Source organism: Rhizobium herbae (assembly GCF_017873135.1).
GTDB lineage: Bacteria > Pseudomonadota > Alphaproteobacteria > Rhizobiales > Rhizobiaceae > Pararhizobium > Pararhizobium herbae.
This window is the reverse complement of sequence record NZ_JAGGJV010000004.1, coordinates 124,614-140,871: the sequence shown is the minus strand read 5'-3', so window position 1 is coordinate 140,871 and position 16,258 is coordinate 124,614. Positions and strand designations below refer to the sequence as shown.

The window sequence follows — 16,258 nt, the reverse complement described above, 5'->3', positions numbered from 1 at the left end:
AAGCCGGTCACGCAACCCTATGTTAGGCGCAAGAATGCAGCCACAAATCATTGCGGGTTGCGACAGAGGTTCCGGGGAGTTCGATGAACCCTAATTTCAGAAATTTTGCCCTATGGGCAATCATTGCCCTGCTGCTGATCGCGCTTTTCAGCATGTTCCAGCAGCCGACCGAGCGTAGCGGATCGAAGGATGTGCCCTTTTCCCAGTTCCTGAAGGACGTTGACGGCAGTCGCGTCAAGGAAGTGGTGATCACCGGCAACAAGGTGATCGGTTCATACGCCGAAAGCGGCGCGACGTTCCAGACCTATGCGCCTGCGATCGATACGGCTTTGACCGAGCGCCTGGAAGCCAAGAACGTGACCGTGACGGTTCGCCCCGAAACCGACGGCTCTTCCGGCTTCCTCAGCTATGTCGGTACGCTGCTGCCCATGCTGCTGATCCTCGGTGTCTGGCTGTTCTTCATGCGGCAGATGCAGGGCGGCTCGCGCGGTGCGATGGGCTTCGGCAAGTCCAAGGCCAAGCTTCTGACCGAAGCGCATGGCCGCGTGACGTTTGACGATGTCGCCGGCGTGGACGAAGCCAAGCAGGACCTGGAGGAAATCGTCGAATTCCTGCGCGACCCGCAGAAGTTCCAGCGGCTCGGCGGCCGTATACCGCGCGGCGTGCTGCTCGTCGGCCCTCCCGGCACCGGTAAGACACTGTTGGCCCGTTCGGTCGCCGGCGAAGCCAACGTGCCGTTCTTCACGATCTCCGGTTCGGACTTCGTCGAGATGTTCGTCGGCGTCGGCGCAAGCCGTGTCCGCGACATGTTCGAACAGGCCAAGAAGAACGCCCCTTGCATCATCTTCATCGATGAAATCGACGCCGTCGGCCGGCATCGTGGCGCCGGCCTGGGCGGCGGCAACGATGAACGCGAACAGACGCTCAACCAGCTGCTGGTTGAGATGGACGGCTTCGAGGCCAATGAAGGCATCATCCTGATCGCCGCGACCAACCGTCCCGACGTTCTCGATCCGGCCCTTCTGCGTCCGGGCCGTTTCGACCGTCAGGTCGTCGTTCCGAACCCCGATATCAACGGCCGCGAACGCATCCTCAAGGTGCATATCCGCAACGTGCCGCTGGCGCCGAATGTCGACCTCAAGGTTCTGGCCCGCGGCACGCCCGGCTTCTCCGGTGCCGACCTGATGAACCTCGTCAACGAAGCCGCCCTGATGGCTGCGCGCCGCAACAAGCGCGTCGTCACCATGCAGGAATTCGAGGATGCCAAGGACAAGATCATGATGGGCGCGGAACGCCGCTCGTCCGCCATGACCGAAGCCGAAAAGAAGCTGACCGCCTATCACGAAGCCGGCCATGCCATCATGGCGCTGAAGGTTCCGGTTGCCGATCCATTGCACAAGGCGACGATCATTCCGCGCGGTCGTGCCCTCGGCATGGTCATGCAGCTTCCGGAAGGCGATCGCTATTCGATGAGCTACAAGTGGATGGTGTCGCGCCTGGCCATCATGATGGGAGGCCGCGTTGCCGAGGAAATCACCTTCGGCAAGGAGAACATCACCTCCGGCGCATCCTCCGACATCGAGCAGGCGACCAAGCTGGCGCGTGCAATGGTCACGCAGTGGGGCTTTTCGGACCAGCTCGGACAGGTTGCTTACGGCGAGAACCAGCAGGAGGTCTTCCTCGGTCACTCCGTGTCGCAGTCGAAGAACGTTTCCGAGGCGACTTCGCAGAAGATCGACAATGAGATCCGCCGCCTGATCGACGAGGCCTATCTGGAAGCCAAGCGTATCATCACCGAGATGCATGGCGAGTTTGTCGCCATTGCCGAAGGCCTGCTTGAATACGAGACGCTGACCGGCGACGAGATCAAGGCGTTGATCCGCGGCGAAAAGCCTGCCCGTGACCTTGGCGACGATTCGACGCCGCATCGCGGTTCGGCCGTCCCCTCCGCCGGAACCAAGAAAGATGGCTCGGTCGGCAACAAGGGTGATGAGCCTGAAGGCGGATTTGAACCGCAGCCGCAATAGACTTGTACGGAGTACAAAACCGAAATAAAACCGCCGCTCCTTGAGGTGCGGCGGTTTTTCTTTGCTCCAAATGGATCAATATAGTTTCGGCAGGTTCCCTATTGGTAACATGCTGTAATGAATTCTGATGATACAAGCAGGATGCTGTTGCGAATGTTTTATGGCAAGAATACGCAGGCGCAGTTTTCCGCGTGATCGCAATCTGGGGCATCCATGCCGGCAAGATGCGACCCGGCAAGCCGATATTGCTGAAAGTGGCTCCCTGATGGGCCTGTCGGCGATGGTGTGTTGGCGTCTTTGACAAGAATTGGAGTTTTTATGAAACGCAAATATTTCGGTACGGATGGTATCCGCGGGCAGTCGAACGTGTTTCCGATGACGCCGGATCTTGCGATGCGCGTCGGTATCGCCGTTGGCACGATCTTCCGCAATGGCGCGCATCGCCACCGGGTGGTGATCGGCAAGGACACGCGGCTGTCCGGCTACATGCTGGAAAATGCGCTGGTGGCCGGTTTTACGGCCGCGGGACTCGATGTCTTCCTTTTGGGGCCGATCCCGACCCCTGGCGTGGCCATGCTCACCCGGTCGCTGCGCGCCGATGTCGGCGTGATGATTTCCGCCTCGCACAATCCCTTCGAGGACAATGGCATCAAACTGTTCGGCCCGGACGGCTACAAGCTTTCCGACGAGATCGAAGCACATATCGAGGAGCTGCTCGATAAGGACATGACGGCACAGCTCGCCAAGTCGCACGAGATCGGCCGCGCCAAGCGTGTCGAGGGCGATATCTATCGTTATATCGAGCATGCCAAGCGCACGTTGCCGCGTGACGTGACGCTGCAAGGCTTGAGGGTCGCGATCGATTGCGCCAACGGCGCCGCCTACAAGGTCGCCCCGCTGGCCCTTTGGGAACTCGGCGCCGATGTCGTGACGATCGGGAACGAGCCGAACGGTACCAATATCAACCTCGACTGCGGATCGACCCATCCGGCGACGCTGTCGAAGAAGGTGCATGAGGTGCGTGCCGACATCGGTATCGCGCTCGATGGCGACGCCGATCGCGTGCTGATCGTCGACGAGAACGGTACCGTTATCGATGGCGACCAGCTGATGGCGGTGATCGCCGATAGTTGGGCGGCGGATGGCATGCTCAAGGGCGGCGGCATCGTTGCCACCGTGATGTCCAATCTTGGCCTGGAGCGCTACCTCAACTGCCGCGGCCTCGACCTGCATCGCACCAAGGTTGGCGACCGCTACGTCGTCGAACACATGCGCCAGCATGGCTTCAACGTCGGCGGTGAGCAATCCGGCCATCTCGTTCTTTCCGATTTCGGCACCACCGGCGACGGTCTCGTGGCCGCGTTGCAAATTCTCGCCTGTGTCAAGCGTCAGGGCAAATCCGTCAGCGAGGTTTGCCATCGCTTCGAACCGGTGCCGCAGGTTCTCAAGAATGTCCGGGTTTCGACCGGCATGTCGCTCGAAAATGTCACCGTTCGCCAGGCGATCGCTGACGCGGAGGCCGAGCTTGCCAAGAACGGCCGGCTGTTGATCCGTCCGTCCGGCACCGAACCGTTGATCCGCGTCATGGCGGAAGGCGATGACCGGGCCCAGGTCGAGCGGATCGTCGACGAACTGATCGGCGTGATCGGCGGCTTGCGCAACGTCCCCTGATCTTTCCATCTGTTGAAGAGACGTGAAGAAGGCCGGGTTTTGCCCGGTCTTTTTTTGTCCGTTGTTACGTCGGCGCAGCCGGGTTGCTTGGCAATGAATCAAAATCATTAACAGTTACGGTAAATTTTTGTAGTTAATCGGACCTTAACCTTTCCTATCCATGATCCACACCAACACCATTTATTGGAGGCCGGTCTGCCGGCTGACCAAGCAACAAGAAGTATTGGAGTGAGGCCATGAAGACTATTTTGATTGGCGTTGTTGCAGCTATGCTCGGCGGCACTGCGACCTTCGCCGCGGACTTTTATGAGCCGCCCATCGAGCAGCCGATCGCAGAGCCGGTTCAGATCACCGAGGCCAGTGGCTGGTATCTGCGCGGTGACGTCGGTTATGCCTTCACCAATCTTCGCGGCGCCCATTTCTACCAAGGGCCGGGCCGCTCCGTTCGGGACTTCGATGAGGCAGATCTTGACGACACCTGGACGATCGGCGGCGGTGTCGGTTACCAGATCAACAACTACCTGCGCACCGACGTGACGCTCGACTATCTCGGCAACGCCGATTTCGAGGGATCGACAACAGGTGGCTGCGGTGTCGCCGTCGCCTGTACCTCGCGCGATGTTTCGGCAATCGCCGCCTGGAGCCTGATGGCCAACGCTTATGTAGACATTGGCACTTACGGTTCCTTCACGCCCTATGTCGGTGCCGGTATCGGTGGCACGCAGGTTCGCTGGGACAAGCTGCGCAACACGAGCTGCGAAACCGGCAATCCGGCCAATTGCGATCCGACTTTCGAGCATGACGGCCGCAGCAAGTGGCGCTTCACCTACGGCCTGATGGCCGGTACGGCGATCGACCTGACCTGCAATCTGAAGGCCGATGTCGGCTATCGTTTCCGCCACGTGCTGGGTGGCGACATGTTCGGCTACAACGCCAATAGCGGCCCTGGTTCGGACGAGGGTATCTATGTGCACGAAGCCCGCGCCGGTCTGCGCTACTCCTTCGGCGGCTGCCCGGAAGCCTACGTTCCACCGGCCGAGCCTGCTGTCTACAAGTAAGCTCCACGGCACATCCCTTTCAAAGGCCGTCCGGTTTCGGGGCGGCCTTTTCCGTTTCTGCGGGGCCGCAGTGGTTAAGAAGCATGCTTAACCTGAGGTTAACCGGTCGATGCGATGATTAACGCTCGGAGACGCGAGCGGTAAGGGTCAATCCCGCCGCCGCGGATGGCTTTTCCAAGGACGGTACCAATGAACTGGCGGCACGCTCTTCTCAATGCATCTGCGCTCACGCTGCTGCTTGCCAGTGGCGAGGCGATTGCGGCGGACGATCTCTTCAATGCGCCGGAAGTCACCATATCGGCGGCGGAATCCGGCACGCAGGGCTTTTATCTGCGTGGCGATCTCGGTTATGCCGGCTGGACCGACGGAGGCGATCCTTCGCTTCGCCTGTTCGACGCCGGCACTGGTGCTACGAACTCGGCGTCCTTCGACGCAAATTTCGACAAGCCGTTTTCCGGCTCCCTGGGCGTCGGATATCAGTTCAACGACATGTTCCGTGCTGACCTGACCGGCGACTATTTCGAAGGAGACGTCAACGGGTCGGGAGAGGCGGACATTCCCTGCGGCGGCGAAGCGGCCGGCACGACCTGCGCGGGGCGTCTGGGGGCCGATTACAAGGCAATGGGCCTCATGGCAAACGGCTATGTCGATATCGCGACCGTGGCAGGCCTCACCCCTTATGTCGGCGCGGGCCTTGGTGTAACGCAGTTTCGCTGGAGTGATGTCGCGCTCCGCACCAGCTGCGTGCCCGGCGCTGCCGGCTGCTCCGGCGCTGCTCCCGTCAACCAGTCCTTCGACGGCGATAGCAGCTGGCGCTTCACCTATGCGCTGATGGCCGGCGTTTCCTACGACATGACGGAACGGTTGAAGCTCGATGTCGGCTACCGCTATTCGCAGATTGCCGATGGCGACATATTCGGCAGCAGCGACATTGACGGCCTCGACGACGGCCTCGGCCGCCACGAAATTCGCGCGGGTCTGCGGCTGTCGCTTTGGTAGGCGAGGCCGCCGGCGACCCCGACCATGCTCGCAACGTCAAAAATCTTTTCAACAGCGACATATCATTCTTGACTTCCTTCCCGCTCCGCCATATTCACGGCGGCAGGCCACCTCTCCCTAACGAGAGGCTTTCTATCTGGAAGGATAGCTTTGATGACGACCCCTGCGACACCGGAATTGCGTCCGGCAAACACCCATTTTTCTTCTGGTCCCTGCTCCAAGCGCCCCGGTTGGTCGCTTGATGCGCTCTCCGATGCAGCCCTCGGGCGCTCGCACCGTGCCAAGGTTGGCAAGAGCAAGCTGAAGCAGGCGATCGACCTTACCCGCGAAATTCTGCAAGTGCCGCCGGACTACCGCATCGGCATCGTGCCTGCGTCCGACACCGGCGCCGTCGAGATGGCGCTCTGGTCGCTGCTTGGGCCCCGTGGCGTCGACATGGTCGCCTGGGAAAGCTTCGGATCCGGCTGGGTTTCCGATGTCGTCAAGGAGCTGAAGCTCCCCGACACCCGCAAGTTCGTCGCCGACTACGGCAAGCTGGTCGATTTCAGCCAGGTCAATTTCGATCGCGACGTCGTCTTCACCTGGAACGGCACCACATCTGGCGTCCGTGTTCCGAATGCCGATTTCATTCCAGCCGACCGCAAGGGTCTGACCATCTGCGACGCGACGTCCGCCGCATTCGCTCAGGACCTCGACTTCGCCAAGCTCGATGTCGTCACCTTCTCCTGGCAGAAGGTTCTGGGCGGCGAGGGCGCGCACGGCATCCTCATCCTTTCGCCGCGCGCTGTCGAGCGTCTTGAGAGCTATGAACCGGCCTGGCCGCTGCCGAAGATCTTCCGCATGACCAAGGGCGGCAAGATCATCGAGGGCATCTTCCAGGGCGAGACGATCAACACGCCGTCGATGCTCTGCGTCGAGGATTATATCGATGCGCTCAACTGGGCGAAGTCGCTCGGCGGTCTCAAGGCGCTGATCGCCCGGGCCGATGCCAACGCAAAGGCCATCGATGATTTCGTCGCCAAGACGGAGTGGATCGCCAACCTCGCAATCGATCCGGCCACGCAGTCGAACACCTCGGTCTGCCTGAAGATCGTTGACGCCGACGTCGCCGCTCTCGATGCCGCCGGGCAGGATGCCTTTGCCAAGGGCATGGTCGCGCTTCTCGAAAAGCAGGGTGTCGCCAACGATATCGGTGCCTACCGCGATGCGCCGTCCGGTTTCCGTATCTGGGCCGGTGCGACCATCGAGACCTCGGATCTCAAGGCGCTGATGCCCTGGTTCGACTGGGCTTTTGCGACCCAGAAGGCAACGCTTTCCCAGGCTGCGGCCTGACAGGATTCTGGCCGCGCCAACAGGGCGCGGTCCTTTCATACCCTTTCAATTTTTGACGAAACCAATGGAGGCCTCTCATGGCACCTCGCGTACTCGTATCCGATGAACTTTCGGAAACTGCCGTCCAGATCTTTCGCGATCGCGGCGTCGAAGTCGATTTCCAGCCGCAACTCGGTAAGGACAAGGAAAAGCTTGCCGCGATCATCGGCAATTATGACGGTCTCGCCATCCGCTCCGCCACCAAGGCGACGGAGAAGCTGATCGCGGCTGCGACCAACCTCAAGGTGATCGGCCGCGCCGGCATCGGCGTTGACAATGTCGATATCCCGGCCGCCTCGCGCCGCGGCATCATCGTCATGAATACGCCGTTCGGTAATTCGATCACGACGGCCGAACATGCCATCGCGCTGATGTTCGCCGTCGCCCGCCAGCTGCCGCAGGCCGATACGTCGACCCAGGCCGGCAAATGGGAAAAGTCGAAATTCATGGGTGTCGAAATCACCGGCAAGACGCTCGGCGTCATCGGTGCCGGCAATATCGGCGGCATCGTCTGCGCCCGTGCCATCGGCCTGAAGATGCACGTGCTTGCCTATGACCCCTTCCTGTCGAAGGAACGGGCCGAGGAGATGGGCGTGACCAAGGTCGAGCTGGACGAACTGCTTGCCCAGGCCGATTTCATCACCCTGCACGTGCCGATGACCGACAAGACGCGCGGCATCCTCAACCGCGAAGCGCTGGCTAAAACCAAGCCCGGCGTGCGCATCATCAACTGCGCCCGTGGGGGCCTCGTCGACGAGCATGCGCTTGCCGACGCCATCAAGTCCGGTCATGTCGCCGGTGCCGGTTTCGACGTGTTCGAAGTCGAGCCCGCCACCGAAAGCCCGCTGTTTGGCCTGCCGAACGTCGTCTGCACGCCGCATCTCGGCGCCTCCACCACGGAAGCGCAGGAAAATGTCGCCCTGCAGGTCGCCGAGCAGATGTCGGATTATCTCGTCAAGGGTGCCGTCTCCAATGCCATCAACATGCCGTCGATCACGGCCGAGGAAGCGCCGCTCCTGAAGCCGTTCATCCGGCTTGCCGATGTTCTCGGCGCCTTTGTCGGCCAGGTGACGGAAAGCGCCATCAAGGAAATCGAGATCCTCTACGACGGCGCGACGGCCGGCATGAATACCAAGGCGCTGACGAGTGCGGCACTCGCGGGCCTCATCCGGGCGCAGGTGGCCGACGTCAACATGGTTTCGGCACCGGTGATGATCAAGGAAAAGGGCATCATCCTGTCCGAAGTCAAGCGCGACAAGTCGGGCGTCTTCGACGGCTACATCAAGCTGACGGTGACGACTGAAAACCAGACGCGCTCGGTTGCCGGTACGGTCTTCTCGGACGGCAAGCCGCGCTTCATCCAGATCAAGGACATCAATCTCGACGCCGATGTCGGTAACCACATGGTCTACATCACCAATACCGACGTTCCCGGCATGATCGGCTTCATCGGCATGACGCTGGGCGATGCCGGTGTCAACATCGCCAACTTCCAGCTCGGCCGTCACAATGCCGGCGCCGATGCCATCGCGCTGCTCTATGTCGATGGCGCGGTATCCGAAGACGTGCTCGACAAGCTGCGCGCCAACCCGGCGATCCGGGCCGCCAAGCCGCTGGTCTTCAACGTCGACTGATCTCCCGGGGAATTGTGGTTCCAAGGACTGACAGACAGACGCGCCGGATAATCTCCGGCGCGTCTGTCGTTGACGAAAGCGAATGGCATGACTGAGAAAAATACGGCCTATCGTTGGCGCCCCGCCGATCCGGCGGACATCGGCGTCATCTATGACATCCAGTGCATCGCCCATGACCTTCAGCCCGAGGCGCAGGACGTGCTTCTGGAACGGCTGCTGCTTTGCCCGCAGGGATGTTTTGTGCTGGAAAACGATGGCGTGGTTTCGGGATACGTTCTCAGCCATCCGTGGATCCGGCGCTCGCCGCCGCCGGTCGACGCCCGGCTTGGCGCGATCCCGGTGGAGGCGGACATATGGTATCTCCACGATCTGGCGCTGCTGCCGGCCACGCGCGGCTCCGGCGCCGGCGCCAAGGTTTCGGCGCTGCTTGCGGAGCAGGCCCGTCAGGCCGGCTTCACAACGGTGGCGCTTGTCTCGGTTAATGGATCGCAGGGCTTTTGGGAGCGACAGGGTTTCTCGGCGCACATGGATGGGGCACTTGCCGGAAAGCTTGAAAGCTATGGCGGCCAGGCCGTCTATATGGAACGGGATGTCGCTTAGAAGACCTATCGCGCTTTTACGTCTTCCGGCAGGCGCGGCCGTCCGCGCTCCGCCACCGCGATGCCGCCAAGGACCAGCGCCAGGGCGACGATATGGAACGTCTGCAGCGCCTCGCCGATCAGCACGATCGACAGCAGCGTGCCGAAGATCGGGATGGTGTTGATGAACAGCCCGGCGCGGTTGGGACCGATCAGTTCGACGCCGCGGACATAGAGGATCTGCGACACCAGCGAGGGCAGGAAGCCGGCATAGGCGACGATGACCCACCCTTGCGTATCGGGCCAGATCATCCGGTTTGTCGCGATCTCCCAGCCGAGCAGCGGGATGCTGCTGACGAGCGCCCCGAAAGCCGAGATGGCGATCAGGCTCTTCCAGTGGATCTCGGGTTTCCAGCGCAAGGCCACGGTATAGCCGGCATAGACAAGCACGGCAGCCATCATCAGGGCATCGCCCTGGTTGAGTTGAAGGGAGAGAAGCGTGGTGAGGTCGCCATGCGATGCGGTCAGCGCCACGCCGAACAGGGTCAGCGTGAAGCCGGCGATCTGCGCCATCGAAAAGGCGGTGCGAAACAGCACGTAGTTCAAGACGAAGATCACCATCGGAATGCCGGCCTGCTCGATGACGGCATTGATGGCGCTGGTGAATTGCAGCGCGGAATAGAGGAAGGCGTTGAAGGCCGTAAAGCCAACGGTGCCGTAGCCGAGCAAAAGCAGCCAGTTCCTGCGGATCACCGGCAGATCGCGGCGGACCTGGGGTGCGGCGAAAACCAGCAGTACGGTGCAGGCGATCACCCAGCGCAGGCTCGTCAGCATCATCGGGCTGACATGGCCGACAGCCATCTTCCCGGCAACCGAGTTCCCGCCCCAGATCAATGTGGTGATGCAGAGAATGACATAGGCTTGGAGGTTCAAAGGTGGTGATTCCCTAGACTGCTTTGAGCCTCGTTGTGAACCCGAAGCTTCCGGAGGCTTCCTGATATAGGCTAAACCGCGTGAATGCCATGCAAAAACCCCCAATCCATGCCTAAACAGGGTCGCTTTCCAAAAAACAAAACAGTATAGATGCGCGGGTTTGAAGACAGCGCAGTGACTGGCGCCAAGGAAACAGGAAATCTGAAATGACGAATGTCGTGGTGGTCGGATCGCAATGGGGTGATGAAGGCAAGGGCAAGATTGTCGACTGGCTCTCCGAGCGCGCCGATATCGTCGTGCGCTTCCAGGGTGGGCACAATGCTGGCCATACTCTGGTGATCGACGGCATAAGCTACAAGCTGTCGCTCCTGCCCTCCGGCGTCGTGCGTCCGGGCAAGCTCGCCGTCATCGGCAATGGCGTCGTCATTGACCCGCATGCGCTGATCGCCGAGATCGAGAAGCTCGACAAGCAGGGCGTCACGATCACGCCGGAAAACCTGCGCATTGCCGACAATGCCACGCTGATCCTGTCGCTGCACCGCGAGCTCGACGGTATCCGTGAGGATGCTGCCTCCAACAGCGGCACCAAGATCGGCACCACCCGCCGCGGCATCGGCCCGGCTTACGAAGACAAGGTCGGCCGCCGCGCCATCCGCGTCATGGATCTTGCCGATCTTGACACGTTGCCCGCCAAGGTCGACCGCCTGCTGACCCACCACAATGCGCTGCGCCGCGGTCTTGGCGAAGCCGAGGTCAGCCATGATGCGATCATGACCGAGCTTTCCTCGATCGCTGCCCGCGTCCTGCCATTCATGGAAACCGTCTGGCTGCTGCTCGACCGCCAGCGCCGCAAGGGCGCGCGCATCCTGTTCGAGGGCGCGCAGGGCACGTTGCTCGACATCGACCACGGTACCTATCCCTTCGTCACCTCGTCCAACACGGTGGCTGGGCAGGCGGCAGCAGGTTCCGGCATGGGGCCAGGCGCGCTTGGATATATCCTCGGCATCACCAAGGCCTATACGACGCGCGTCGGCGAGGGGCCTTTCCCGACCGAGCTGCATGACGAGATCGGCCAGTTCCTGGGTGAAAAGGGTCATGAATTCGGCACGGTCACCGGCCGCAAGCGCCGTTGCGGCTGGTTCGATGCAGCGCTGGTGCGTCAGTCGGTTGCGACCAACGGCATTACCGGCATCGCGCTGACCAAGCTCGACGTACTCGACGGTCTGGACGAGTTGAAGATCTGCGTCGGTTATACTCTGGATGGCGTCGAGATCGATCATCTGCCGGCAAGCCAGGCACAGCAGGCGCAGGCCAAGCCGGTCTACATCACGCTGGAAGGCTGGAAAGAATCGACTGTCGGCGCCCGCAGCTGGGCGCAGCTTCCGGCCCAGGCCATCAAGTATGTGCGCCAGGTCGAAGAGCTGATCGGGGCGCCGGTGGCGCTGCTTTCGACCAGCCCGGAGCGTGACGACACCATACTTGTGACAGACCCGTTTGAGGACTAGTCTTCACGTTTACGACTAGGCAGAGTTTGGCGTAAACACGCCGATGGTATGAGAAAGTTCTGATGGCGGATTTTGTTGCAGTTATTCGAAGGACCGTCGACGGTCTGTCGGACAATGTTCCCGAGATGCGGGCCAAGGTCTATGAAAAGGCCCGTGCTGCCGTCCGCCGTCAGCTTGAAAGCATGAAGCCTCGTCCTTCGGACGAGATGATCGAACGCCAGATGGTCAAGCTGGAGGCGGCGATCAACGAGGTCGAGGACGACCACGCCGAGGCTCTTCCTCCGCTTGACGAGCAGCAGCCTGATTCGGCGCCCGAGATCGCCGAGGTCGAGGAACATGTCGCCGAGCCTGCCGTAGACGAGGCGCAGCAAGAGGCTCCCGAGCCGGCGGAAGAGCAGGTCGCGACCGTTGTGCCGGTCGAGGCTTCCGAGGCACCCGTCGCGGAAGAGCATGCGGATCATCCGCCAGAACCGGTGACGGAAGCCGGGACCGAGGCCTATTCCGAGGAGGAATATGTTCCCGAGCCGGTCCATTCGGCAGAACCCGAAGAGCATCAGCCTGAACCGGAACTCGCTCCATCCGATGAGCCGGAGCATTCCGTTACCGCTGCTTTTGAGCAGCCGGATAAAGGCGAAGCCGCGCCGCTTGACACAAGCCATGCTGAAGAAACCCATACTGAAGAAACGGGCGAAGCGGAACATGTCGTCGAGCACCATGGCGAGCCGGAAGACGAGAAGCCGGCGCGCCCGGCATCTTCCGAGTGGGAATTGCCGGAATGGAGCGATCCGGTTCCGGCTGCCGCTCATGGCGAGCCGGTCTGGACGGAAGCCGCCGACGAGATCCCCGACCTGACGAACGCCGAACCCGTCGAAACGGTGACGCCGCTGCGCGATGTCACGGAGGGCAAGGATCAAGCTGCCGCCGAGCCGTCGAAGTCCTGGGCGTGGGATGACAACGATCCCTTTACCGAGAGCGCAGGCCCGGCCGCCGAAACGTCCGAGCCCCCGATTTCGGACTGGTCGTGGCCCGTCGAGAAATCGGCGGCTGTGGAGCCGGAACAGCAGAAGGCCGCCAATAACGGCTGGACCGATATCGACGAGCTTCTGGAACATGGCAGCTCCGCAGCAGCCGTTGGTGGCGCATCCGCGTCGCAAGCGGCCGGAAGCTTCACCGGATTGGGCGAAGACGTGGGCGTACCGACAAGGCCGGTCTCCTATCGGGTGGAGCCGAAGCGTTCGACGTTCAATGTGAAGGCTATCGGACTTGCCGCTGTGTTATTGCTCGCCCTCGGCGGCGGCGGTTATGCCTATTGGCAAAATCAGACCGTGGTAAATTCCTGGGTGTCCGGCATGCTGGACACTGTAACGGCGCAGATGCCGGGGCAGACGAAACCGGATACATCGACGCCGGAAGATGGCACCAAGGGCCTGACGACGCCACAAACCAACAATCAGACACAGACACCGGCGAACACCGACGTCGCCTCGCTCGAGGGCACGACCAAGTTCACGCAACGCCTGCAGCAGGACGGAACCGAGGTCGATCAAGGCCCCGCTGCCGCGCCGACTGGCGAGAACCCTACTGAAGAAGGCAAGTCCGTGGCTGCGCAAACCGAGGCGGGAAAGCCGGTTGACACCGCGCAGGCAACGCCGGCAGTTCCGGCAGGCCAGACCACCGGAGATACGCAACCCGCGCAGCCGGTTCCCGGACAGCAGGTGGCGGCCGACCCGGCAACGCAGCAGGTGCCCGCCGGTGCCCAGAAGATGTTCCTTTATGAGGAACGGCTGGGTCAGTCCGCGCCGACTGCGATCGAAGGCAATGTCGCGTGGTCCGTCAAGGAGGAATCGCCGGGCGGCGATGCCAAGCCGGAGCCGGTCATCCAGGCGCAGATCAATGTGCCGGATCGCGGTCTGACGGCGCTGATGACGATCAAGCGCAATGCCGACTCGTCGCTGCCGGCAAGCCACGTGATCGAATTCGTCTTTTCGCTGCCCGAGAATTTCGAAGGCGGCAGCATCGACAGCGTGCAGCGTGTGGCCATGAAACGCAACGAGCAGGATCGCGGCGATGCGCTGATCGCGGTGCCGGCCAAGATCACCGAAGACTTCCACATGATCGCGCTCAATGACTTTCCGGAAGCTGTCACAACGAACACAGAGCTTCTGCGCAGCCGCAGCTGGATCGATATTCCCCTGACCTATCGCAATGGCCGCCGCGCGCTCCTGACCCTTGAGAAGGGGCCTGCGGGCACTGAGGCCTTCACCAAGGCCATGCAGGCCTGGAGCCTCATTGCGAAGCCAAATCCTGCCGGTCAATAGGACGATCGGAAAACACGGACGCGAAAAAACCGGCTGGAGCGATCCAGCCGGTTTTTTATTGGGTCGGCTTGCGGGCTGCTCAGGCGTCTTCGACGACCCGAAGCGCGTTCTGGCGATCCTGTGCCGCCTTGCGGACGGCATCCTGGACCTTTTCAAAGGCGCGGACCTCGATCTGGCGGACACGCTCGCGACTGATGTCGAACTCGGTCGACAGATCTTCGAGCGTTACCGGATCCTCGGTCAGGCGACGGGCCTCGAAGATGCGGCGTTCGCGATCGTTCAGAACCTTCATTGCGCTCGACAGAAGACTGCGTCGGCTTTCCAGCTCGTCCTGCTCGATGAGCATGTCTTCCTGGCTCTCGTGGTCGTCGACGAGCCAGTCCTGCCACTGTCCGGATTCGCCTTCGCCGGCCTTGATCGGCGCGTTCAGCGATGCGTCCCCGGAGAGGCGCTGGTTCATCGAGATCACTTCGGCCTCCGAAACCTTCAGGGTCGTGGCGATATGCGCGACCTGATCGGGCTTCAGATCGCCCTCGTCGAGGGCCTGGATCTTGCCCTTGAGGCGGCGCAGGTTGAAGAACAAACGCTTCTGGTTGGCAGTCGTGCCCATTTTAACGAGCGACCAGGACCGCAGGATATATTCCTGGATCGAGGCCTTGATCCACCACATCGCGTATGTTGCCAAGCGGAAGCCGCGTTCCGGATCGAACTTCTTGACGGCCTGCATGAGGCCGACATTGCCTTCGGAAACGACTTCGCCGATCGGCAGGCCATAGCCGCGGTAGCCCATGGCGATCTTCGCCACGAGGCGCAGATGGCTGGTCACGAGCTGATGGGCGGCCTTGCGGTCGTCATGCTCCTGATACCGCTTGGCGAGCATGTACTCTTCCTGCGGTTCAAGCATGGGAAACTTGCGGATTTCATCGAGGTAACGATTAAGACCGCCTTCTCCGGCGGTAATGGACGGTAATGTGCTGCGGGCCATGATGCACCCCCCTTTCGCGTTCCGGCCTCCTTCTGGCAGGCCGGGCATGTGGGTCTGTCCGACCCCACATGCTCATAGATAAGTGCGGCGAAAGCATGATTCAAGCACTCCGGTTTCACAGAGACGTGAAGCCGGAGAAGCGAATGCTCCAGGCGGGTTACAGCCTGTAAATTGTGTCCGCCTTCGAAATATCAAGGGCGGAAAACATCAATTCTGGCGATTTTCGACGTTTGCGATCAGTGGATCGGCGAATTGTCTTCTTCTTCCTCGAACATCACGGCAACATCGCCATTGGCGCTGAGGCGGATGCGGTTTTCGTCGACGCTTGCGACCAGTTCGAGGGCAATGAAATGGTGATGGCCCTCGTGACCGGAGCCGCTGTCCTTCCTCGTCAGCTTGATGCGGTCGCCTTCAACGCGATCGACCGTGCCGACATGAAGGCCGTCGGCGCTGATAACTTCGGCATGTTCTCTGATCTGTGCAACATCAACCATCGGGTTTCTCCTTTTGCTGTCCCCCGAAAACGCGCCAGACCGGGAAAGGATGCATGGGACTTGAAAGATCCGGGCTGTCTTCCGGTTGGCTTGTCGTTGAATTGGCTTCGGCGCTTTCGCTCGGGTTTGCCTGCCGATAACGGCTGTATTCCCCACAGGCCTGGCATCGTGAGAGGCCGATGTCCTTCAACTGATCGTCGCTGAGTTCAAGCAGCGCCAGCCGATTGCGCCGCTCGCGCAATGTTCTGACGACGAAGCCGAGAAACCGGCGCGGCCGGGGAAAACGAGTTGCGAGGGCCGGTACGCCAATTGCTTCTTCGTCTTCGATGCTCAGCAACGCAAGCTTCAGTTCCAAAACAAGGTCGCGTTCGTTCGGCACGCGATCGCCGATCACATGGGCTTCGTTCTTCATGATCTCTCTCCGGGAGATGCCGGCCCTTTATCGGGCCGGCGCGGCAGGGCAGGGGACCGGTTCCGGTCTTATCCCTTCGATGCCTGGGTGATGTGGATTGCAGCGTCCGCTTCCCGCAGGGCTTGCGCACATTCTTCGCAGCAGACCTCGACGGTCTTCCCGCCGATCTTGACGGCGATGCGGCTTGCATCGAGTTCGCAGTCACATGCGGCACAGGTGTTTTCCTGCATGATCATTCCTCCGTTTGGTTGGTTTCGACCGGGAGAGAAGACC

General features: G+C 61.2%; 13 protein-coding genes and 1 pseudogene. 9 read left to right on the top strand and 5 right to left on the bottom strand.

Going from position 1 to position 16,258, the window contains the following annotated elements; genetic code table 11:
* Positions 1–83 precede the first annotated feature (83 nt).
* The 7 genes from ftsH (at position 84) to J2Z75_RS12235 (ending at position 9,360) form a co-directional block, all read left to right on the top strand.
* Positions 84–2,027: an ATP-dependent zinc metalloprotease FtsH gene (gene ftsH / locus J2Z75_RS12265; RefSeq protein WP_209852617.1), complete on the top strand. Its 1,944-nt coding sequence runs from the start codon at positions 84–86 to the stop codon at positions 2,025–2,027.
* A gap of 318 nt (positions 2,028–2,345) precedes the next feature.
* The gene (gene glmM, locus J2Z75_RS12260; protein WP_209852614.1) at positions 2,346–3,698 is read left to right on the top strand and encodes a phosphoglucosamine mutase; all 1,353 of its coding nucleotides are present in this window, start codon (positions 2,346–2,348) and stop codon (positions 3,696–3,698) included.
* Between the two features lie 236 nt (positions 3,699–3,934).
* Positions 3,935–4,756, top strand: coding sequence for an outer membrane protein (locus tag J2Z75_RS12255; protein ID WP_209852611.1), 822 nt, complete (start codon positions 3,935–3,937; stop codon positions 4,754–4,756).
* A gap of 189 nt (positions 4,757–4,945) precedes the next feature.
* Positions 4,946–5,755: an outer membrane protein gene (locus J2Z75_RS12250; RefSeq protein ID WP_209852608.1), complete on the top strand. Its 810-nt coding sequence runs from the start codon at positions 4,946–4,948 to the stop codon at positions 5,753–5,755.
* 153 nt (positions 5,756–5,908) lie between these two features.
* The gene (locus tag J2Z75_RS12245; protein ID WP_209852605.1) at positions 5,909–7,087 is read left to right on the top strand and encodes a phosphoserine transaminase; all 1,179 of its coding nucleotides are present in this window, start codon (positions 5,909–5,911) and stop codon (positions 7,085–7,087) included.
* A 77-nt stretch (positions 7,088–7,164) separates the two neighbouring features.
* Positions 7,165–8,760, top strand: coding sequence for a phosphoglycerate dehydrogenase (gene serA / locus J2Z75_RS12240; protein WP_209852601.1), 1,596 nt, complete (start codon positions 7,165–7,167; stop codon positions 8,758–8,760).
* Between the two features lie 87 nt (positions 8,761–8,847).
* Positions 8,848–9,360: a GNAT family N-acetyltransferase gene (locus J2Z75_RS12235; protein WP_209852598.1), complete on the top strand. Its 513-nt coding sequence runs from the start codon at positions 8,848–8,850 to the stop codon at positions 9,358–9,360.
* A 5-nt stretch (positions 9,361–9,365) separates the two neighbouring features.
* Here the strand turns inward: J2Z75_RS12235 and J2Z75_RS12230 are convergent, their stop codons facing one another.
* Positions 9,366–10,271 (bottom strand): DMT family transporter, encoded by a 906-nt coding sequence (locus tag J2Z75_RS12230; RefSeq protein WP_209852595.1) that lies wholly within the window; start codon positions 10,269–10,271, stop codon positions 9,366–9,368.
* A gap of 206 nt (positions 10,272–10,477) precedes the next feature.
* Between J2Z75_RS12230 and J2Z75_RS12225 the strand changes: the two genes are divergently transcribed.
* Both J2Z75_RS12225 and J2Z75_RS12220 read left to right on the top strand, forming a co-directional pair.
* Positions 10,478–11,776: an adenylosuccinate synthase gene (locus J2Z75_RS12225; RefSeq protein ID WP_209852592.1), complete on the top strand. Its 1,299-nt coding sequence runs from the start codon at positions 10,478–10,480 to the stop codon at positions 11,774–11,776.
* 62 nt (positions 11,777–11,838) lie between these two features.
* On the top strand, positions 11,839–14,094 hold the full coding sequence (locus J2Z75_RS12220) for a hypothetical protein (protein WP_209852589.1): 2,256 nt from the start codon (positions 11,839–11,841) through the stop codon (positions 14,092–14,094).
* Positions 14,095–14,173: 79 nt separating this feature from the next.
* Here the strand turns inward: J2Z75_RS12220 and rpoH are convergent, their stop codons facing one another.
* The 4 genes and pseudogenes from rpoH to J2Z75_RS12200 form a co-directional block, all read right to left on the bottom strand.
* A complete protein-coding gene (gene rpoH, locus J2Z75_RS12215) occupies positions 14,174–15,079 on the bottom strand; it encodes an RNA polymerase sigma factor RpoH (protein WP_209852587.1) in 906 nt (301 codons plus the stop codon).
* 236 nt (positions 15,080–15,315) lie between these two features.
* The gene (locus J2Z75_RS12210; RefSeq protein ID WP_209852584.1) at positions 15,316–15,573 is read right to left on the bottom strand and encodes a DUF2171 domain-containing protein; all 258 of its coding nucleotides are present in this window, start codon (positions 15,571–15,573) and stop codon (positions 15,316–15,318) included.
* Between the two features lie 136 nt (positions 15,574–15,709).
* Positions 15,710–15,883: pseudogene (locus J2Z75_RS29680) on the bottom strand (DUF1127 domain-containing protein); the annotation flags it as partial.
* 170 nt (positions 15,884–16,053) lie between these two features.
* Positions 16,054–16,215, bottom strand: coding sequence for a hypothetical protein (locus J2Z75_RS12200; RefSeq protein ID WP_209852578.1), 162 nt, complete (start codon positions 16,213–16,215; stop codon positions 16,054–16,056).
* Positions 16,216–16,258: the final 43 nt, after the last annotated feature.